This is a genomic window from Actinokineospora sp. HUAS TT18 (assembly GCF_051364635.1).
Lineage (GTDB): Bacteria > Actinomycetota > Actinomycetes > Mycobacteriales > Pseudonocardiaceae > Actinokineospora.
Genome location: NZ_CP195645.1, coordinates 4,433,847 through 4,451,739 on the forward strand (window position 1 = coordinate 4,433,847; position 17,893 = coordinate 4,451,739).

Sequence of the window (17,893 nt, forward strand, 5' to 3'; positions counted from 1 at the left end):
TCCCTGCTCAGCGCTTGTTCTTGCCGGTGCGGCGGCGGCGGACGATCAGCTTGTCGCTCGGCTTGCGGCGACGGGTGCGGCCCTCAGGCTTACCCGCGGGGTTGACCGGGTGGCGACCACCGGAGGTCTTGCCCTCACCACCACCGTGCGGGTGGTCGACCGGGTTCATGGCGACACCACGGACGGTCGGGCGCTTGCCCTTCCACCGCATACGGCCAGCCTTGCCCCAGTTGATGTTGGCGTGCTCCGAGTTGCCCACCTCGCCGACAGTCGCGCGGCAGCGCACGTCGACGTTGCGGATCTCGCCGGACGGCATACGCAGCTGGGCGTAGGGGCCGTCCTTGGCGACGAGCTGGACGCTCGCACCGGCGGACCGGGCGATCTTCGCGCCGCCGCCGGGGCGGAGCTCGATCGCGTGGATCACGGTGCCGACGGGGATGTTGCGCAGCGGCAGGTTGTTGCCCGGCTTGATGTCGGCGCGGGGGCCGTTCTCGATCGGGTCGCCCTGCTGCAGCTTGTTCGGCGCGATGATGTAGCGCTTCTCGCCGTCGGCGTAGTGCAGCAGCGCGATACGGGCGGTGCGGTTGGGGTCGTACTCGATGTGAGCGACCTTGGCCGGCACGCCGTCCTTGTCGTTGCGGCGGAAGTCGATGAGGCGGTACGCGCGCTTGTGACCGCCACCCTTGTGCCGGGTGGTGATCTTGCCGTGCGCGTTACGACCGCCACTGCCGCTCAACGGACGCAGCAGCGACTTCTCCGGCGTCGACCGGGTGATCTCGGCGAAGTCCGACACGCTGGAGCCACGACGGCCCGGGGTGGTCGGCTTGTATTTGCGGATGCCCATGATTCGTCAGTCCCTTACGCGGCCGGGCCGCCGAAGATCTCGATCGGCTTGCTCTCCGGGGAGAGCGTGACGATCGCGCGCTTCGTGTCCTTGCGCTTGCCGTAACCCGTGCGGGTGCGCTTGCGCTTTCCGTTGCGGTTGAGCGTGTTGACGCTCACAACCTTCACGCCGAAGACCTTCTCGACCGCGATCTTGATCTGGGTCTTGTTGGCCTCGGGGGCCACCACGAAGGTGTACTTGTTCTCCTCGAGCAGCCCGTAGGACTTCTCGGAGATCACCGGCGCGAGCAGGATGTCGCGGTGGTCGGGGATCACTTGTCCTCCTCAGACTTCCGCTGCGACGGGGGCAGCTGGAAGCCAGCGGCCTCGGCAGCCTCCGCGGTGGCGAACCACACCTCGGCAACGGTCCGGTCGTAGAACGCCGAGCCGGGCACGTGGAACAGCATCGAGTCGGCGTTGCCCTTGATCGGGAAACCCTCCGGCTGCGAGCCGTCCTCCAGCGCGTCGTGGCTGCCCTCGCCGAAGCGGGGGCCGGTCAGCGACTGGACCTCGGCCGAGCTGGCGACCGACTTGGCGGCGCGGACCGGGCGCGAAAGGAACGCGTCCAGGGCGGCCTTGCTGAACACCACGTCGTCGTTGACGAGCACGTCGTAGGTGTTGAGCTGGTCGGGCGCGATCAGGTGCACGTGCGGCAGGTTGCGCAGCGACACCCAGGCGACGTCCTCGTCACGGGTCAGCACGACCAGCACGCGCTTGGCGGCGGTCACCGACTCGATGAGCTTGCGCGCGGTCTTGGTCGACGGGGTGTCCCCCTCGACGAGGCCGGACACGACGTGCACCTGGCCCGCGCGAGCCCGGTCGGAGAGGGCACCGCGAAGCGCGGCGGCCTTCATCTTCTTCGGGGTCCGCTGGGCGTAGTCGCGCGGCTGCGGGCCGTGGACGACGCCACCGCCGACGAACTGCGGCGCGCGGGTCGAGCCCTGGCGGGCGCGGCCGGTGCCCTTCTGGCGGTACGGCTTCTTGCCACCGCCGGAAACCTCGCCGCGGGTCTTCGTCGAGTGCGTGCCCTGGCGCGCCGCGGCCATCTGGGCCACGACCACCTGGTGCATCAGCGGGATGTTCGCCTGCACGTCGAAGACATCGGCGGGCAGCTCGACGCTGCCGTCGGTCTTTCCGGCGGGGGTCTTGATGTCAACGCTGGTCATCAGGCACCACCCTTAGCCGCGGTACGCAGGAACACGAGACCGCCCTTGGGGCCGGGAACGGCACCCTTGATCAGGATCAGGCCGGACTCGCCGTCGACCTGGTGCACGGTGAGGTTCTGCGTGGTCACGCGCACGTTGCCCATGCGACCGGCCATCCGCAGACCCTTGAAGACGCGACCCGGGGTGGCGCAGCCGCCGATCGAACCCGGGGAGCGGTGCTTCCGCTGGGTACCGTGGGAGGCGCCCAGACCCTTGAAGCCGTGCCGCTTCATGACACCGGCGGTGCCCTTGCCCTTGGTGGTCCCCGTGGCGTCGATGACCTGACCGGCCTCGAACACCTCCGCAGTGATCTCCTGGCCCAGGGTGTACTCGGCGGCGTCGGTGGTCCGCAGCTCCGCGAGAACGCGGCGCGGGGTCACACCCGCCTTGCCGAAGTGCCCGGCCTCGGGCTTGTTCACCTTGCGCGGGTCGATGGCGCCGAACGCCAACTGAACCGCCGTGTAGCCGTCGGACTCCTGGCTACGGATCTGCGTGACCACGTTGGGTCCCGCCTTGACGACGGTCACCGGAACGATCCGGTTGTTCTCGTCGAAGACCTGGGTCATCCCGAGCTTCGTGCCCAGGATTCCCTTCATCTGCCTGTCAGACATGGCTCTCGTTACTCTCCGCCGCTCTCGCCACGCACGCGATTACTGGATGTTGACGTCGACACTGGCCGGCAGGTCGATGCGCATGAGCGCGTCGACCGTCTTCGGCGTCGGGTCGAGGATGTCGATCAGACGCTTGTGCGTACGCATCTCGAAGTGCTCGCGCGAGTCCTTGTACTTGTGCGGCGAGCGGATGACGCAGTAGACGTTCTTCTCGGTGGGCAGCGGCACAGGCCCGACGACCCGTGCGCCAGTGCGCGTCACGGTCTCCACGATCTTCCGCGCGGACGCGTCGATCGCCTCGTGGTCATAGGCCTTGAGCCGGATGCGGATCTTCTGTCCCGCCATAATGGCTTGCCGTTCCTCTGTCTCGTTGCGATCCTCGGCGCCCCAATGGGCGATGCCGCGCCGCTTCCCTGTTCAAAAGTCAATCGGTGTCCGGGAGGGCTCTCCCCGGTCCACGCGGTCGGGCGTGTCGCGCCGTTTGCGTAGACCGATCCCTTGTCGATTCCGAGCTTCCTAGCGGAGTCTCATCGCCACGGGGGCTAGCCGAACATCCCGAGGGTCCGTGAAGGGCCCTGGCACTCGTGCCGGGGCGGCCGGTGGAAAGAAACCAGACCGGCCGCCCCGCAACGAGCAACCCATAAAGGATGCCACACGCGAGTATGGCGATCCAAATCGGGGTGGCCGAGATAACTCTCGGCCACCCCGGGTGGAACTAAGCGATGATCTTCGTGACCTGACCGGCACCGACGGTGCGGCCACCCTCACGGATGGCGAAGCGCAGACCCTCGTCCATCGCGATGGGCTGGATCAGCTTCACGGTCATACCCGTGTTGTCGCCCGGCATGACCATCTCGGTGCCCTCGGGGAGGGTCACGACGCCGGTCACGTCGGTGGTGCGGAAGTAGAACTGCGGGCGGTAGTTGTTGAAGAACGGGGTGTGACGTCCACCCTCGTCCTTGCTCAGGATGACCGCCTGCGCCTCGAACTCGGTGTGCGGGGTGGTGGTGCCGGGGCGGACCACGACCTGGCCGCGCTCGACGTCCTCACGCTTGACACCGCGGAGCAGCAGCGCCGCGTTGTCACCCGCCTGGCCCTCGTCGAGGAACTTCTTGAACATCTCGATGCTGGTGACCGTGGTCGACAGCGCCTTCTCGCGGATACCGACGACCTCGACGGTCTCGTTGACCTTGATGATGCCCCGCTCGATACGGCCGGTGACGACCGTGCCACGACCGGTGATCGTGAAGACGTCCTCGATCGGCATGAGGAAGGGCTTGGTGACCTCACGCTCGGGCTCGGGGATGAACTCGTCGACCGCGTCCATGAGGCCCATGAGCTTCTCGCCCCACTCGGCGTCGCCCTCGAGCGCCTTCAGCGCCGAGACACGCACGACCGGCAGGTCGTCGCCCGGGAACTCGTACTCGGTCAGCAGCTCGCGGACCTCGAGCTCCACCAGCTCCAGGATCTCCTCATCGTCGACCATGTCGGACTTGTTCAGCGCGACGACGATGTAGGGGACACCGACCTGGCGGGCCAGGAGCACGTGCTCCTTGGTCTGCGGCATCGGGCCGTCAGTGGCGGCCACGACCAGGATCGCGCCGTCCATCTGGGCGGCACCGGTGATCATGTTCTTGATGTAGTCCGCGTGACCCGGGCAGTCGACGTGGGCGTAGTGACGCTTGCCGGTCTCGTACTCGATGTGTGCGATCGAGATCGTGATACCGCGCTGCTTCTCTTCCGGCGCCTTGTCGATCTGATCGAAGTTCATCAGAGGGTTCACATCGGGGAACTTGTCGTGCAGGACCCGGGAAATCGCCGCGGTGAGCGTGGTCTTGCCGTGGTCGATGTGACCAATGGTCCCGATGTTGACGTGCGGCTTGTTCCGCTCGAACTTCGCCTTCGCCACTTTGGTGTCCTCCTGGACTAGTACTGATTCAGGGTCGAATTGTGCGGACCCCGGGATGACCCCGGAGAGCCCGCACTACTGTGCGGTGCTCCGGTGCGGGGTCATTCCCCCGTAGCCTTTGCGATAATTTCCTTCGCCACGTTCGCGGGAACCTCGGCGTAGGAGTCGAAAACCATCGAGTAGTTGGCACGGCCCTGGGTCTTCGACCGCAGGTCGCCCACATACCCGAACATCTCCGACAGCGGAACCAGCGCCTTCACGATGCGGGCACCACTGCGCTCCTCCATGGCCTGGATCTGGCCACGGCGGGAGTTCAGGTCGCCGATGACCTCACCCATGTAGTCCTCGGGCGTGGTCACCTCGACCGCCATCAGGGGCTCCAGGATCACGGGACCGGCCTTCTTGGCGGCTTCCTTGAGCGCCATCGAGCCCGCGACCTTGAACGCCATTTCCGAGGAGTCGACCTCGTGGTAGGCGCCGTCGAGCAGGGTCAGCTTCAAGCCGACCAGCGGGTAGCCCGCGAGCACGCCGTACTGCATGGCGTCCTGCGCACCGGCGTCGACCGACGGGATGTACTCCCGCGGGATACGGCCACCGGTGACCGCGTTGTTGAACTCGTAGAGCGCACCGTCGGTGGACTCCAGCGGCTCAAGCTTGATGATGACCTTCGCGAACTGGCCGGAACCACCAGTCTGCTTCTTGTGCACGTAGTCGAGCTTGTCGATCGTCTTGCGGATCGTCTCACGGTAAGCGACCTGCGGCTTGCCGATGTTCGCCTCGACCTTGAACTCGCGCCGCATGCGGTCGACGAGGATGTCGAGGTGGAGCTCGCCCATGCCCGCGATGATGGTCTGGCCGGTCTCCTCGTCCAAGTTGACCTTGAACGTGGGGTCCTCTTCCGCCAGCTTCTGGATCGCGGTGCCCAGCTTCTCCTGGTCGGCCTTCGTCTTGGGCTCGATGGCGACCTGGATGACCGGGTCCGGGAAGGTCATGGACTCCAGCACGATGGGGTTCTGCGGGTCGCAGAGGGTCTCACCGGTGGTGGTGTCCTTGAGCCCGATCACGGCGTAGATGTGGCCCGCGATGGCCTCGTCGACCGGGTTCTCCTTGTTGGCGTGCATCTGGAAGAGCTTCCCGATGCGCTCCTTGCGGTCCTTGGTCGAGTTGATGACCTGGGAACCGGAGGCGAGCTTGCCGGAGTACACCCGGACGTAGGTCAGCTTGCCGAAGAACGGGTGCGCGGCGATCTTGAACGCCAGGGCCGAGAACGGCTCGTCGGTGTTCGGCGCGCGGTAGACCTTGGTCTCGCCGTCCTGCAGGGTGCCCTCGACCGGCGGCACGTCCAGGGGCGACGGGAGGTAGTCGACCACGGCGTCGAGCATGGGCTGGACGCCCTTGTTCTTGAACGCCGAACCACACAGGATCGGGTAGGCGGTGCCCTCGCTGACGATCTTGCGGATACCCGCCTTGATCTCGGCGACGGTCACTTCCTCCCCACCGAGGTAGCGCTCCATCAGGTCGTCGTCGGTCTCGGCGACGGCCTCGAGCAGCGCGTCCCGGTACTCCTGCGCCTTCTCGAGCAGGTCGGCCGGGATCTCCTCGATCGTGTAGTCCTCGCCCTTCTTGACCTCGCCGTGCCAGGTCAGGGCGCGCATCTCGACCAGGTCGATGACACCGATGAAGTCGCTCTCGGAACCGATGGGCAGCTGGATCGGCAGCGGCTTGGCACCGAGGCGCTCCGAAATGGTGCGCACGGTGAAGTAGAAGTCCGCGCCGAGCTTGTCCATCTTGTTCACGAAGCAGATACGGGGGACGTCGTACTTCGACGCCTGCCGCCACACCTGCTCGGACTGGGGCTCGACACCCTCCTTGCCGTCGAACACCGCGACCGCGCCGTCGAGGACGCGCAGCGAGCGCTCGACCTCGACGGTGAAGTCGACGTGGCCAGGGGTGTCGATGATGTTGATCTGGTGGTCTTTCCAGAAGCAGGTCGTCGCGGCGGACGTGATCGTGATGCCGCGCTCCTGCTCCTGCTCCATCCAGTCCATGGTCGCGGCGCCGTCGTGCACCTCGCCGATCTTGTAGCTGATCCCGGTGTAGAACAGGATCCGCTCCGTCGTCGTGGTCTTGCCCGCGTCGATGTGAGCCATGATCCCGATGTTGCGGACCTTGGCCAGGTCGGTGAGCACGTCGAGTGCCACGGGTTTCTTCCCCTGTCTTGAGCAGCTACGGCGCCGCTGGAGCCCCGGCCGGGAGGCCGGGGCCGGTTGTCACCAGCGGTAGTGGGCGAAGGCCTTGTTGGACTCGGCCATCTTGTGGGTGTCCTCGCGACGCTTGACGCTGGCGCCAAGGCCGTTGGACGCGTCGAGGAGTTCGTTCATCAGGCGCTCGATCATGGTCTTCTCGCGGCGAGCCTGGGAGAAGGACACCAGCCAGCGCAGGGCCAGGGTGGTGGAGCGCCCCGGCTTGACCTCGATCGGCACCTGGTAGGTCGCGCCACCGACACGGCGGCTCTTGACCTCGATGGTGGGCTTCACGTTGTCCAGCGCGCGCTTCAGCGTCACGACCGGGTCAGTGCCGGTCTTGTCGCGAGCGCCCTCGAGGGCCCCGTAGACGATGCGCTCGGCGACCGAACGCTTGCCGTCCTTGAGGACCTTGTTGATGAGCTGGGTGACCAACGGCGAGCTGTACACCGGGTCGGAGATCAGCGGCCGCTTCGGGGCCGGTCCCTTGCGGGGCATATCAGCTCTTCTCCTTCTTCGCGCCGTAACGGCTACGCGCCTGCTTGCGGTTCTTCACGCCCTGGGTGTCCAGCGAGCCACGGATGATCTTGTAGCGAACACCCGGCAGGTCCTTCACTCGGCCACCGCGGACGAGCACCATGGAGTGCTCCTGCAGGTTGTGACCCTCGCCCGGGATGTACGCCGTGACCTCGATGCCGCTGGTCAGCTTCACGCGAGCGACCTTGCGCAGTGCGGAGTTCGGCTTCTTCGGGGTGGTGGTGTACACGCGGGTGCACACGCCACGCCGCTGCGGGCTCCCCTTGAGAGCCGCAGTCTTCTGCTTGGCGACCTTGTCCTGGCGGCCCTTGCGGACCAGCTGCTGGATCGTGGGCATAGACCGGCTTTCTCTGCTTCATGTCGACGCCGGCTGCCCGGCCCCGATATGCACTGTGTACTTGCGGTTCCTGCTGTTCCGCCCGTCCCCCGAGGTCGGGCGTGTCGCCCGCTCTCAGCAGCACCCGCGCGGGAGTGAAACATCCCAGCGGGGTTCGGAAGGAACTCCGGCGTGACTGGCAGGAGCCCGCTGCGTGGCGATCGGGTTAACGACCAGCCAGTTCGCGGACCGCGCGGCACAGGCACACGGATCGACCCGACATGGGTCGGGCGCGAGTAGCAAAGATACCTTCCCCGTGGGCGCTGGGACAAATCGGGGTCCGTTTACGAGCGCAGAACCGAGCCGGGGTGTGTACGTCACATCCTACGACGCCTCGCCAGTCGATCTCAGAAAATGAGCCACGACGCGCCGAAGTCGACGCGTCGTGGCTCGTTCGCCCAGGTCAGGTGCGGGTCAGATGCCGCAACTGGATGCCGACCAGAACCGGCTGCCGCGGTGGTCGACGTGGGTGTGGTCACTGTGGCCCGGGTAACCGGGGCCGAGGATGCCGTTGAAGCCGTGGTTGCGTGCCTGTTGAGCCAGCCTGCACAGCGAGTGCGGGCCCGCGCCGAGGTCGACCGCGTCGCCGTAGAGGTGCCTGCTGTCGGGGGCGCCGCCGACGGCGTTGTTGCAGGCGACGCTGCGGAAACCGCTCGTCACGGTGATGGGCTGGTCACCCAGCGCATGCCGCATGGCCTGCAGCTTCCACATGGACACCCGCGCGTTCGACTTCGCCGTCGCCGCGGACACCGCTCCCCCGGACCAGTCGCCGTTGCAGCGGTTCAGCTCGGCGTAGGAGAAGTTGATCGGCGTGCAGTCGTCGTCCTGCAGCGCGTAGATCTTGCTGAACGTCGCCGGACCCGCGACACCGTCGGCGCCGAGGCCGTAGGCCTGCTGGAAGCGGGTGACCGCGGCCTTGGTGCCCGCGCCGTACGCGCCGTCGAGCGCGAGGACGCCACCGTAGCCGGGATAGCCGGAGACGCGGATCTGGAGTTGGCGGACGTCCTCACCGGACATCCCCTGAGACAGCGTGCGGCCCCAGGTGTAACAGCCGTCGGCCTGCGCCGGGGCGGCGGTCAGGACCAGAGTGGACAGGATGGTCGCGGCGAGGATGGGGAACAGGGATAAGAGTCGGGCCAAGCGTCGGTTCACACGGCACCTCACGAATCCGAGCGACAGGACAACTCGAAAGAGTGCCGACGCGGCGGCGGGCTCGTCAATGAATCACTGGATAGATAGGGGTGCTCGGCACCTTTACACCAAACGTTCATTTGCCGCTTGGCCCCGATAGGGTTGACCGGTGGGGGTTCTTCAAGCTGACACGCTCGTCATCGAACATCCGTGGGGCTTCGGCAAGGTGCTGCTGCGCACCCGCTACGAGGTCACCGTCCGCGACGAGCGCGACGCCCTGCTGGCGACAGTCGCCGAGCGGAGCGGCCCGGGCGCGCTGAAGCTGGTGCGGATGACGCAGCTGTCGGCGAGCACGCCGTACGAGCTGGTGGTCGCCGACCCGGGCGGAGCGGCGGTGCTGTCGATCGCGAAGGGCTTCTCCCTGGGCAAGGGCGAGATGCGGGTGGTCGATCCGACCGGCTCCCCGATCGGATCGGTCCGCTACCACGGTCCGCGCGACATCCGCCTGAGCGATCCCGCCGGACGAGTGCTGTGCGTACTCGACGACGTCGCGCGCCTGGAGTTCGGCGTCCTGGCCAAACGCGGCCGCGACAAGATCCGCCGCGACACCCTCCGGCTCAGCCCTGGCCTCGCCCATCCGGTGCGCGCATTGGCCGTGGCGACCGGGTTGGCTTTCGAGATCGTCCGCGGCAACGGCACGTCGACCGGCCCCGGCGAATCATCCTTCCCCGGCGCCTGAATCTGTCTTTGGCGTCCCTTCCGGGGACGCGCGCCCGGGCGGTGGTTGTTGCTTGATCACCACGCGTCGTCTCGCTTGATTGGAGGGGCATCGCCGTCGGGGTCGGTGCCAGCGATGATCTCCTCCGGGGTGTGGCCCTCACGGATCTCGTCGTGGGCGCGCCGCAGGTCGCCGAGGCCCGTGGCCATGGCGGCCTGGACGCCCGGGTCGTCGAGTGCGCGGCCGCTCGTGATGTCCGACCAGCTCAGTTCGCCCGCCTTGACCCGGTCGACCAACTCCCGCAGTTCCTTGGGCGCCTTCGGGGCGTCCGCGTACCGCTCGATCGCCGCGAGGTCCTGTTCGGACAGATCGCTCGACCTCGGGCGGATGCGCTCGGCCGCGGCGACCGCCTGGTCGACCCCGGCGATCCGGGCGTCGACCTCGGCGACCAACTCGGCCAGCCGGGCCTGGTCGTACGGGAAAGTCATTGCGGGCCCCCAGTGGGCGCGGGCGGGGGCGTCGCGTACCGGCTGTTGGCGCTGTTGACCTTCCCGCCCAGTCGCGCGCCGTTCCACGCGATGCCGATGGCGCCGGACTTGGCCGCCTTCTTGCCGTCGGCGAACTTCTCCTGGCCGTCCTGGTAGCTGTCGACGACGTCGAGCAGGTCGTTGACGTCGCGGACGTCCTTGAGCTTCATCAGCGCGGTGCCCATGGCCTTGATGCCGTCGACCATGCCGATGACGCCCTCGATCAGCGTCTGGATGGAGATGATGATTTTGCGGATGCCGTCGGCGATCTCCACCGCGTCGTAGACCATCCACACCGCGCGACCCCAGCCGACGACGGGGATCCACGCGGTCATCGCGGCCTTGATCAGCTTGCCGACCAACATGTCCAGCAGCGTCAGCGCCGCCTTGACCGCGGTGCGGCAGGTGTTCGCGGTGGACTTGAACTTGTCGCCGATGATCCTGGCGACCTGGGAGTCGGCCTCGATGGCCAGTGCCCACAACGCCGACAGCCTGCGGGTGAAGTTCTCCGCGGCGTCACCGGTCCAATGTGGACCGAGCTGGTCGGCGCCCGCGTCGACGTTGCGCCGCACCGAGTCCAGCGCCTTGGACACGCCGTTCCACGCGGCGGCGTTGGCGTCGATCTTCTCGAAGTCGCCCACCAGCGGCTTGATCAGCGCGTCGACCAGGTTCTCCCCGGTGACCTTCTCGTAGATCCAGTTGACGCCCTGGATCTTCCAGCCCGCGGCCTCGATCAGCTCCTGGGTGGACTGCCTGCCCGGCCGGTCCTCGGCGGCGGCGTTCAACGCGACGGACGGATCCTCGACGTCGGCGTAGGCGGTGGTCACCGGGCACCCCCGACCGTCGGCGCGGCCATCGTGTCGACCTGGTCGCTGATCTGCTGGAAGATGTCGGCCCAGAGCTGGTCGGCCCTGGCGTACATCGCCGCGGTGTCGGCGAGCGCGTCGGCTTCCTTGACCATCATCGAGTTCGCGAAGTCCAGGGTCTCCCCGTACAGGCTGACGACCCCGTCGACGACCGGGACCAGCAGGGACAGCAGCCCGGTGAACCCGGAGGTGTCGCCGCCCTTCGACGTCGCGTGCTCCTTGATCGTCAGGAAGTGCCGCGCGTTGCGCCGCAGCAGTTCCGCGCACCCCTCGAGTTCCCCGGGGTCGACCGTGACCTGGTCTCCCATCTCGCCACCCTCCGCCGTGCCGTGTCCTGTTTGGGCATCAGACTCCGCGGGCGGCGGGCGGGTTCCCCCGAACTAGCGAACGCCGTAGCGCTCGGCGGCGCGCGCCTTCGCCTTGGCGGCCTCGACCTCGCGGTCGCGCGGGCTCGCGTTGGTCACCAGGGAGTCGAGAAGTTCCTGGGTGATCGCGGTGATGGCGTCGACCGCTCGGTCGAACGCCTCCTGGTTGGCCTGCGACGGCTTCGTCGACCCGCTGACCTTGCGCACGTACTGGATCGCGGCGGCGCGGACCTCGTCGCCGGTCGCGGGCGGCTCGAAGTTGTGCAGGACTCGAATGTTGCGGCACATGCCTCCAGCATGGCACTGCCCGCCGACGGTGACGACTCACCAGCTGACCCGCTTGCATTTCAAGACGACCGGTCGTATTGTCGTCGGCATGGCGCGACCACGACTCAGCGAGGGCACCCGGCGACGGCTGCTCGAAGCGAGCGCGGAGGCGTTCCTGCGGCAGGGCTACCACGGCACCGGCCTGAAGGACCTGCTCGACAGCGTCGAGATCCCCAAGGGCTCGTTCTACAACTACTACCCCAGCAAGGAAGCCCTCGGCGTGGCCACGATCGAGCACACCCAGCGCTGCACCGCCGAGACCCTGGCCGGAGCGCTCGACGGCGCCCCCGACCCGGTCACCGGCCTGCGGACGTTCTTCGAGATCCAGATCGAGGGCTTCGAGCAGACCCGGTTCGCGGGCGGCTGCCTGCTGGCCAACCTCGCGGGTGAGCTCGACGAGAGCGAAGCCTGCCGCTCCGCGCTGGCCACAGCCTTCGTGAGCTGGCGCGATGGCGTTCGCGACGCCATCGCCGAGGCCCAACTGCTCCATCTCGTCCGCGACGACGAGGACCCGGCCGACCTGGCCGACATGCTCATCGAGTCCTGGGAGGGCGCGGTCATCAGGATGAAGGTGGACCAGTCCGTCGAACCGCTGCGCAAGTGCCTGCACAGGATCCTCGACGGTTATTTCCGCCCCTGAGCCCTCTCTTTTTTTGCCCCAATTCCAAGACGACTGGTCGTCTTGTCATCCTAGGAGAACCATGTCCACCGCGATCATCACCGGCGCCTCCAGCGGCATCGGCCTGGACATCGCCCGCGCCTTCGTCAAGCGCGGCGGCAACGTCGTCATCAACGGCCGAGACGCCGCCAAACTCGCCGACGCCGCCGCGTCCTTCGGCGCACCGGACCAGGTCGCCGCGGTCGCGGGCAACATCGGCGAGGCGGCCACCGGCAGAGCCATGGTCGACGCCGCCGTCGCACGCTTCGGCGGGGTCGACGTCCTGGTCAACAACGCGGGGATCTTCGGCGTCAAGCCGTTCGTGGACGTCACCGAGGACGAACTCGACGGCTTCCTGTCGATCAACCTCCGCGGCACCTACCTGACCACCCAGGCCGTCGTGCGGCGGATGGCGGAGCAGGGCACGGGCGGCGCCATCGTCAACATCGGCACGGTCTTCGTCGACCACGCCAAGACCGGCGTCCCCGCCTCGGCACCCCTGTCGAGCAAGGGCGGCGTCCACGCGCTCACGATCAGCCTGGCCGCGGAACTCGCCCCACTGGGCATCCGGGTCAACCTGGTCGCCCCCGGCATCATCCGCACCCCGCTGCACCAGGGCTTCGACGTCGACGATCTCGGCGGCCTCGCGCTGCTCGACCGGGTCGGCGAGGTCGCCGAGACCACCGACGCGGTGCTCTACCTGATCGACTCCGGCTTCATCACCGGCCACATCCTCAACGTCGACGGCGGCTATGTCACAGGAAGGGCCTGACATGCCCTACGTCAACATCAAGATCACCCGCGACGGCGCCACCAAGGCCCAGAAGGCCGCGCTGATCAGCGGCGTCACGGAACTGCTGAGGGACATCCTGGACAAGGACCCGGCGCTGACCCACATCGTGATCGACGAGGTCGAACTGAGCGACTGGGGCGTCGGCGGTCGAACCACCGAGGAAATCCGGAAGTCGTAAGCGAAGCGGCGGGCGTCGATCAGGCGCCCGCCGTTCTCAGTCCCACAGCGGGTCGGGAATGGAGCTGTCCAATTCGTCCGGTGGCAGGCCCATCAGTTTCCGGACGCGACGGCGGGCGTTGATCAGCATGCGGACGTAGGTCGGGGGTTCGTCCGGGTCCTGCGCGAACGCCAGTTCGTCGTCCTCCACCAGGGAGATCGCCAGGTCGTACATCCGCACCGCGCCCGGCAGGTCCCCGCGTTCCTGCACGAGCTCGGCCGCCAGCTCGAACGCGCCCGGGTTCGGTGGCATCTCGCGGCACAGTGCGGCGAGCTGGCCGTCGGCTTCGGCGGTCCAGCCGAGGTCGACGAACATGCCTGCGAGGGCGACCCTGGCGTAGCCGCCGTCCTCGCCGCCGAGTTCGGCGGCCTCCATCAGCAGCGCGATGGCGCGGTTGGTGTCACCGGCGCGGTGCCAGTGTTCTCCGGCTTCCACCAGGAACTCGCCGCGGCGCTCCGGTTCCCGGTCGGCGCGGGCTTCCAGCTCCCTGGCGTATCGAGCGTCTGGTCCGGCGTAGAAGGTCACGGGAAAACGGTACTGCGAAAAAGGTGATGCCCTGGAGCGAAAAGCAGCTCCAGGGCATCACCCACATTGATTACTTTTCGGCTAGCGGTAGTCGCGGCCGAAGTCGTAGTCGTCCAGCGGAACCGCGGCACCGGTGCCCGTACCGAACACATCCGGGGTGTAGTAGCCGTCGTCGTAGGACGGGATCGCGTACGCGGCGACCCGGGCCTCCTCGGTCGGCTGGACCTGGATGTTGCGGTACTTGTTGATGCCCGTGCCAGCCGGGATCAACTTACCGATGATCACGTTCTCCTTGAGGCCCACAAGCTTGTCGCTGCGGCCGTTGATGGCCGCGTCGGTCAGCACGCGAGTGGTCTCCTGGAACGACGCCGCGGACAGCCACGAGTCGGTCGCGAGCGACGCCTTCGTGATACCCATCAGCACCGGACGGCCCGAGGCGGGCTCGCCACCGGCGGCGACGACCCGACGGTTCTCCGACTCGAACTCGGCGCGCTCGATGAGAGCGCCGGGCAGGAACTCGGCGGCACCGTTGTCGAGGATGGTCACCCGGCGCAGCATCTGCCGGACGATGACCTCGATGTGCTTGTCGTGGATCGACACACCCTGCGCGCGGTAGACCTTCTGGACTTCCTCGACGAGGTGCAGCTGCGCCTCGCGGGGGCCCATGACACGCAGGACCTCGTGCGGGTCCCGGGTGCCCTCGAGCAGCTGCTGGCCGACCACCACGTGGTCGCCGTCGGCCAGCGGGCCGGTCGGGGTGACCGCGAGCCGCTGACGCTTGGACAGCTTCTCGAAGATGATCTCCTCGCTGCCGTCGTCCGGCGTGAGGGTGATCTTCCAGAACCGGTCGCCGTCCTCGATCCGCACGCGGCCGTCGACGTCGGCGATGGGCGCCTTGCCCTTCGGGACGCGGGCCTCGAACAGCTCCTGGACACGCGGCAGACCGGTGGTGATGTCGTCTCCGGCCACACCACCCTGGTGGAAGGTACGCATCGTCAGCTGCGTGCCGGGCTCACCGATGGACTGCGCGGCGACGATGCCGACGGCCTCGCCGATGTCGACGAGCTGGCCCGTCGCCATCGAGCGGCCGTAGCAGGTCGCGCAGACGCCGACCGCGGCCTCACAGGTCAGGACCGAGCGGACCTTGACCTTGGTGACGCCGGACTCGATCAGCTTCTCGATCGCCGGGTCGCCGAGGTCGTCCGCGCGGTTGAGCAGCACGTTGCCGTCGGAGTCCTTGACGTCGTCGGACACGCAGCGGGCGTAGACGCTGGTCTCGACGTGCTGGGCGCGGTAGACCTTGCCGTCCGTGCCCTCCTCGCCGAGCGGCATGACCACACCGCGCGTCGTGCCGCAGTCGACCTCGCGGACGATGACGTCCTGCGAGACGTCCACCAGACGACGGGTCAGGTAGCCCGAGTCGGCGGTACGCAGCGCGGTGTCGGCCAGACCCTTGCGGGCACCGTGCGTGGCGATGAAGTACTCCAGCACCGACAGGCCCTCACGGAAGTTGGCCTTGATCGGTCGCGGGATGAACTCACCACGCGGGTTGGTGACCAGACCGTTCATGCCCGAGAGCTGACGGATCTGGGTCATGTTGCCCGCCGCGCCCGACTTCACGATCGTGGGGATCGGGTTGTCGTCGGGGTAGTTGTCCTCCATGGCCTTCGCGACCTCTTCTGTCGCGTTGCTCCACACCTTGACGAGCTCGTTGTTGCGCTCGGTGGCGGAGAGCTGGCCACGCTGGTACCGCTTCTCGACGGTGTCGGCCTTCTTCTCGTATTCCTCGAGAATCCCAGCCTTGGCCGGGGGCACGATGACGTCGGACATGGCGATGGTGACACCCGAGCGGGTGGCCCAGTAGAAGCCCGCGTCCTTGAGCTTGTCCAGCGTCTGCGCGACCTTGACCATCGGGTAGCGCTCGGCGAGGTCGTTCACGATCGCGGCCTGACGCTTCTTCGGCATCGGCTCGTTCATGAACGGGTAGTCCGCCGGGAGCAGCTCGTTGAAGAGCACGCGGCCCAGGGTGGTCTCGGCCAGCCACGGCTGACCCGGGGTCCAGTCCTCCGGCTGCATGCCGGGGCCGGGGGTCCGGTCCGAGATGCGGATCTTGACCATGGACTGCAGGCCGATGACCTTGCGGTCGAAGGCCATGATCGCCTCGGCGGGCGACGAGAACGCCAGGCCCTGGCCCAGCCCGTCCTCCTTGAGGCGGGTCAGGTGGTACAGGCCCGTCACCATGTCCAGACGCGGCATCGCCAGCGGGCGACCCGACGCCGGGGACAGGATGTTGTTCGACGACAGCATGAGGATGCGGGCCTCGGCCTGCGCCTCGGCCGACAGCGGCAGGTGGACCGCCATCTGGTCACCGTCGAAGTCGGCGTTGAACGCCTCACAGACCAGCGGGTGCAGCTGGATGGCCTTGCCTTCCACCAGCTGCGGCTCGAAGGCCTGGATGCCGAGGCGGTGCAGCGTCGGCGCGCGGTTCAGCATGACCGGGTGCTCGGTGATGACCTCTTCGAGCACGTCCCACACGGCCGGGCGCGCGCGCTCGACCATCCGCTTGGCGGACTTGATGTTCTGCGCGTGGTTGAGGTCGACCAGCCGCTTCATGACGAACGGCTTGAACAGCTCCAGCGCCATCGCCTTCGGCAGACCGCACTGGTGCAGCTTGAGCTGCGGGCCGACCACGATGACCGAACGGCCCGAGTAGTCGACGCGCTTGCCGAGCAGGTTCTGGCGGAACCGGCCCTGCTTGCCCTTCAGCAGGTCGGACAGCGACTTCAGCGGGCGGTTACCGGGACCGGTGACCGGACGGCCGCGGCGGCCGTTGTCGAACAGCGCGTCGACGGCCTCCTGCAGCATCCGCTTCTCGTTGTTGACGATGATCTCGGGCGCGCCGAGGTCGATCAGTCGCTTCAACCGGTTGTTGCGGTTGATCACGCGGCGGTACAGGTCGTTCAGGTCGGAGGTGGCGAAGCGGCCACCGTCGAGCTGGACCATCGGGCGCAGGTCCGGCGGGATCACCGGGACGCAGTCGAGCACCATGCCCATGGGCGAGTTGCGGGTGGCCTGGAACGCCGCGACGACCTTGAGCCGCTTGAGGGCGCGGAGCTTCTTCTGCCCCTTGCCGCTGCGGATGGTCTCGCGCAGGATGTCCGCCTCGGCGTCGACGTCGAAGTCGCGCGCCAGGGTCTGGATGGCCTCGGCGCCCATCGAGCCGGTGAAGTAGTCGCCGTAGCGGTCGATCAGCTCGCGGTAGAGCATCTCGTCTGCGATGAGCTGCTTGGTGTCGAGCTTGGTGAAGGTCGACCAGATCTCGTCGAGCCGGTCCAGCTCACGCTGGGCGCGGTCGCGGAGCTGGCGCATCTCCCGCTCGCCGCCCTCCTTGACCTTGCGGCGGACGTCGCTCTTGGCGCCTTCGGCCTCCAGCTGGGCCAGGTCGGCTTCGAGCTTCTGCGCGCGGCCCTCGATGTCGGCGTCGCGCTTGTTCTCGACCTGCTTGCGCTCGACGCCCATCTCCGACTCCAGCGTCGGCAGGTCGTTGTGGCGCAGCTCGGTGTTCACCGTGGTGATGACGTAGGCGGCGAAGTAGATGATCTTCTCGAGATCCTTCGGCGCCAGGTCGAGCAGGTAGCCGAGGCGGCTCGGCACGCCCTTGAAGTACCAGATGTGGGTGACCGGGGCGGCCAGCTCGATGTGCCCCATGCGTTCACGCCGCACCTTGGCGCGAGTCACCTCGACGCCACAGCGCTCACAGATGATGCCCTTGAAGCGGACGCGCTTGTACTTGCCGCAGTAGCACTCCCAGTCCCGGGTGGGGCCGAAGATCTTCTCGCAGAAGAGGCCGTCCTTCTCGGGCTTGAGCGTGCGGTAGTTGATCGTTTCGGGCTTCTTGACCTCACCGAAGGACCACTGACGGATGTCGTCTGCGGTCGCAAGGCCGATGCGGAGCTCGTCGAAGAAGTTGACGTCCAGCACGTCGGTTCCTTCTCCCCTTCTT

General features: G+C 67.4%; 20 protein-coding genes. 4 read left to right on the forward strand and 16 right to left on the reverse strand.

Features of this window, described 5'->3' with window-relative positions; all coding sequences use genetic code 11:
* Positions 1-7: 7 nt before the first annotated feature.
* The 10 genes from rplB to ACSHT8_RS20070 all read right to left on the reverse strand — a co-directional run bounded on the left by rplB (position 8) and on the right by ACSHT8_RS20070 (position 8,915).
* Positions 8-844 carry a 50S ribosomal protein L2 gene (gene rplB / locus ACSHT8_RS20025; RefSeq protein WP_436492395.1) on the reverse strand — a complete coding sequence of 279 codons (837 nt, stop codon included), beginning with the start codon at positions 842-844 and terminating at the stop codon, positions 8-10.
* Between the two features lie 14 nt (positions 845-858).
* Positions 859-1,158: a 50S ribosomal protein L23 gene (gene rplW, locus ACSHT8_RS20030; RefSeq protein ID WP_054052248.1), complete on the reverse strand. Its 300-nt coding sequence runs from the start codon at positions 1,156-1,158 to the stop codon at positions 859-861.
* Positions 1,155-2,048: a 50S ribosomal protein L4 sunset domain variant gene (rplD, locus tag ACSHT8_RS20035; protein ID WP_436492397.1), complete on the reverse strand. Its 894-nt coding sequence runs from the start codon at positions 2,046-2,048 to the stop codon at positions 1,155-1,157. Before rplD ends, rplW begins: the two co-directional genes overlap by 4 nt.
* Positions 2,048-2,698, reverse strand: coding sequence for a 50S ribosomal protein L3 (rplC, locus tag ACSHT8_RS20040; protein WP_436492398.1), 651 nt, complete (start codon positions 2,696-2,698; stop codon positions 2,048-2,050). Before rplC ends, rplD begins: the two co-directional genes overlap by 1 nt.
* A gap of 39 nt (positions 2,699-2,737) precedes the next feature.
* Positions 2,738-3,043 (reverse strand): 30S ribosomal protein S10, encoded by a 306-nt coding sequence (rpsJ, locus tag ACSHT8_RS20045; protein WP_003938093.1) that lies wholly within the window; start codon positions 3,041-3,043, stop codon positions 2,738-2,740.
* 370 nt (positions 3,044-3,413) lie between these two features.
* Positions 3,414-4,607 (reverse strand): elongation factor Tu, encoded by a 1,194-nt coding sequence (tuf, locus tag ACSHT8_RS20050; protein ID WP_436492400.1) that lies wholly within the window; start codon positions 4,605-4,607, stop codon positions 3,414-3,416.
* Positions 4,608-4,708: 101 nt separating this feature from the next.
* Complete coding sequence (gene fusA, locus ACSHT8_RS20055; protein ID WP_436492401.1) at positions 4,709-6,808, reverse strand: elongation factor G; 2,100 nt, start codon at positions 6,806-6,808, stop codon at positions 4,709-4,711.
* 69 nt (positions 6,809-6,877) lie between these two features.
* Positions 6,878-7,348: a 30S ribosomal protein S7 gene (rpsG, locus tag ACSHT8_RS20060; RefSeq protein WP_018682836.1), complete on the reverse strand. Its 471-nt coding sequence runs from the start codon at positions 7,346-7,348 to the stop codon at positions 6,878-6,880.
* A 1-nt stretch (position 7,349) separates the two neighbouring features.
* Positions 7,350-7,724, reverse strand: coding sequence for a 30S ribosomal protein S12 (gene rpsL / locus ACSHT8_RS20065; RefSeq protein ID WP_030473471.1), 375 nt, complete (start codon positions 7,722-7,724; stop codon positions 7,350-7,352).
* Positions 7,725-8,177: 453 nt separating this feature from the next.
* Positions 8,178-8,915 carry a D-Ala-D-Ala carboxypeptidase family metallohydrolase gene (locus tag ACSHT8_RS20070; protein ID WP_436492402.1) on the reverse strand — a complete coding sequence of 246 codons (738 nt, stop codon included), beginning with the start codon at positions 8,913-8,915 and terminating at the stop codon, positions 8,178-8,180.
* 148 nt (positions 8,916-9,063) lie between these two features.
* Here ACSHT8_RS20070 and ACSHT8_RS20075 point away from each other — a divergent pair, with 148 nt between their 5' ends.
* On the forward strand, positions 9,064-9,633 hold the full coding sequence (locus tag ACSHT8_RS20075; RefSeq protein WP_436492403.1) for a hypothetical protein: 570 nt from the start codon (positions 9,064-9,066) through the stop codon (positions 9,631-9,633).
* Between the two features lie 56 nt (positions 9,634-9,689).
* Here ACSHT8_RS20075 and ACSHT8_RS20080 read toward each other — a convergent pair whose 3' ends face one another.
* From ACSHT8_RS20080 to ACSHT8_RS20095, 4 genes are all read right to left on the reverse strand, one after another.
* Positions 9,690-10,100: a hypothetical protein gene (locus ACSHT8_RS20080; RefSeq protein WP_436492404.1), complete on the reverse strand. Its 411-nt coding sequence runs from the start codon at positions 10,098-10,100 to the stop codon at positions 9,690-9,692.
* On the reverse strand, positions 10,097-10,966 hold the full coding sequence (locus tag ACSHT8_RS20085; protein ID WP_436492405.1) for a WXG100 family type VII secretion target: 870 nt from the start codon (positions 10,964-10,966) through the stop codon (positions 10,097-10,099). The genes ACSHT8_RS20080 and ACSHT8_RS20085 overlap by 4 nt, the downstream gene beginning before the upstream one ends.
* Positions 10,963-11,313 carry a hypothetical protein gene (locus tag ACSHT8_RS20090; RefSeq protein WP_436492406.1) on the reverse strand — a complete coding sequence of 117 codons (351 nt, stop codon included), beginning with the start codon at positions 11,311-11,313 and terminating at the stop codon, positions 10,963-10,965. The genes ACSHT8_RS20085 and ACSHT8_RS20090 overlap by 4 nt, the downstream gene beginning before the upstream one ends.
* Positions 11,314-11,385: 72 nt before the next feature.
* Positions 11,386-11,658: a DUF2277 domain-containing protein gene (locus ACSHT8_RS20095; RefSeq protein ID WP_436492407.1), complete on the reverse strand. Its 273-nt coding sequence runs from the start codon at positions 11,656-11,658 to the stop codon at positions 11,386-11,388.
* 88 nt (positions 11,659-11,746) lie between these two features.
* On the opposite strand from ACSHT8_RS20095, the gene ACSHT8_RS20100 reads away from it, so the two are divergent.
* The 3 genes from ACSHT8_RS20100 to ACSHT8_RS20110 all read left to right on the forward strand — a co-directional run bounded on the left by ACSHT8_RS20100 (position 11,747) and on the right by ACSHT8_RS20110 (position 13,326).
* Entirely contained in the window at positions 11,747-12,337 is a 591-nt protein-coding gene (locus ACSHT8_RS20100; protein ID WP_436492408.1) for a TetR family transcriptional regulator C-terminal domain-containing protein, read from the forward strand.
* A gap of 61 nt (positions 12,338-12,398) precedes the next feature.
* Positions 12,399-13,127, forward strand: coding sequence for an SDR family NAD(P)-dependent oxidoreductase (locus tag ACSHT8_RS20105; protein ID WP_436492409.1), 729 nt, complete (start codon positions 12,399-12,401; stop codon positions 13,125-13,127).
* Between the two features lies 1 nt (position 13,128).
* Positions 13,129-13,326, forward strand: coding sequence for a tautomerase family protein (locus ACSHT8_RS20110; protein ID WP_436492410.1), 198 nt, complete (start codon positions 13,129-13,131; stop codon positions 13,324-13,326).
* Positions 13,327-13,362: 36 nt separating this feature from the next.
* Here the strand turns inward: ACSHT8_RS20110 and ACSHT8_RS20115 are convergent, their stop codons facing one another.
* Together ACSHT8_RS20115 and ACSHT8_RS20120 are read right to left on the reverse strand one after the other, a co-directional pair.
* Complete coding sequence (locus ACSHT8_RS20115) at positions 13,363-13,890, reverse strand: hypothetical protein (RefSeq protein WP_436492411.1); 528 nt, start codon at positions 13,888-13,890, stop codon at positions 13,363-13,365.
* A gap of 81 nt (positions 13,891-13,971) precedes the next feature.
* Positions 13,972-17,871, reverse strand: coding sequence for a DNA-directed RNA polymerase subunit beta' (locus ACSHT8_RS20120; protein WP_436492412.1), 3,900 nt, complete (start codon positions 17,869-17,871; stop codon positions 13,972-13,974).
* Positions 17,872-17,893: the final 22 nt, after the last annotated feature.

What these genes read in the sequence shown, in the direction of transcription:
- rplC (WP_436492398.1), bottom strand. Translation starts at nt 2,698, where the DNA reads ATGTCTGACAGGCAGATGAAGGGAATCCTGGGCACGAAGCTCGGGATG.
- rpsL (WP_030473471.1), bottom strand. Translation starts at nt 7,724, where the DNA reads ATGCCCACGATCCAGCAGCTGGTCCGCAAGGGCCGCCAGGACAAGGTC.
- ACSHT8_RS20095 (WP_436492407.1), bottom strand. Translation starts at nt 11,658, where the DNA reads ATGTGCCGCAACATTCGAGTCCTGCACAACTTCGAGCCGCCCGCGACC.
- ACSHT8_RS20110 (WP_436492410.1), top strand. Translation starts at nt 13,129, where the DNA reads ATGCCCTACGTCAACATCAAGATCACCCGCGACGGCGCCACCAAGGCC.
- ACSHT8_RS20080 (WP_436492404.1), bottom strand. Translation starts at nt 10,100, where the DNA reads ATGACTTTCCCGTACGACCAGGCCCGGCTGGCCGAGTTGGTCGCCGAG.
- ACSHT8_RS20105 (WP_436492409.1), top strand. Translation starts at nt 12,399, where the DNA reads ATGTCCACCGCGATCATCACCGGCGCCTCCAGCGGCATCGGCCTGGAC.
- ACSHT8_RS20090 (WP_436492406.1), bottom strand. Translation starts at nt 11,313, where the DNA reads ATGGGAGACCAGGTCACGGTCGACCCCGGGGAACTCGAGGGGTGCGCG.
- rpsJ (WP_003938093.1), bottom strand. Translation starts at nt 3,043, where the DNA reads ATGGCGGGACAGAAGATCCGCATCCGGCTCAAGGCCTATGACCACGAG.
- rplB (WP_436492395.1), bottom strand. Translation starts at nt 844, where the DNA reads ATGGGCATCCGCAAATACAAGCCGACCACCCCGGGCCGTCGTGGCTCC.
- rplD (WP_436492397.1), bottom strand. Translation starts at nt 2,048, where the DNA reads ATGACCAGCGTTGACATCAAGACCCCCGCCGGAAAGACCGACGGCAGC.
- rpsG (WP_018682836.1), bottom strand. Translation starts at nt 7,348, where the DNA reads ATGCCCCGCAAGGGACCGGCCCCGAAGCGGCCGCTGATCTCCGACCCG.
- ACSHT8_RS20100 (WP_436492408.1), top strand. Translation starts at nt 11,747, where the DNA reads ATGGCGCGACCACGACTCAGCGAGGGCACCCGGCGACGGCTGCTCGAA.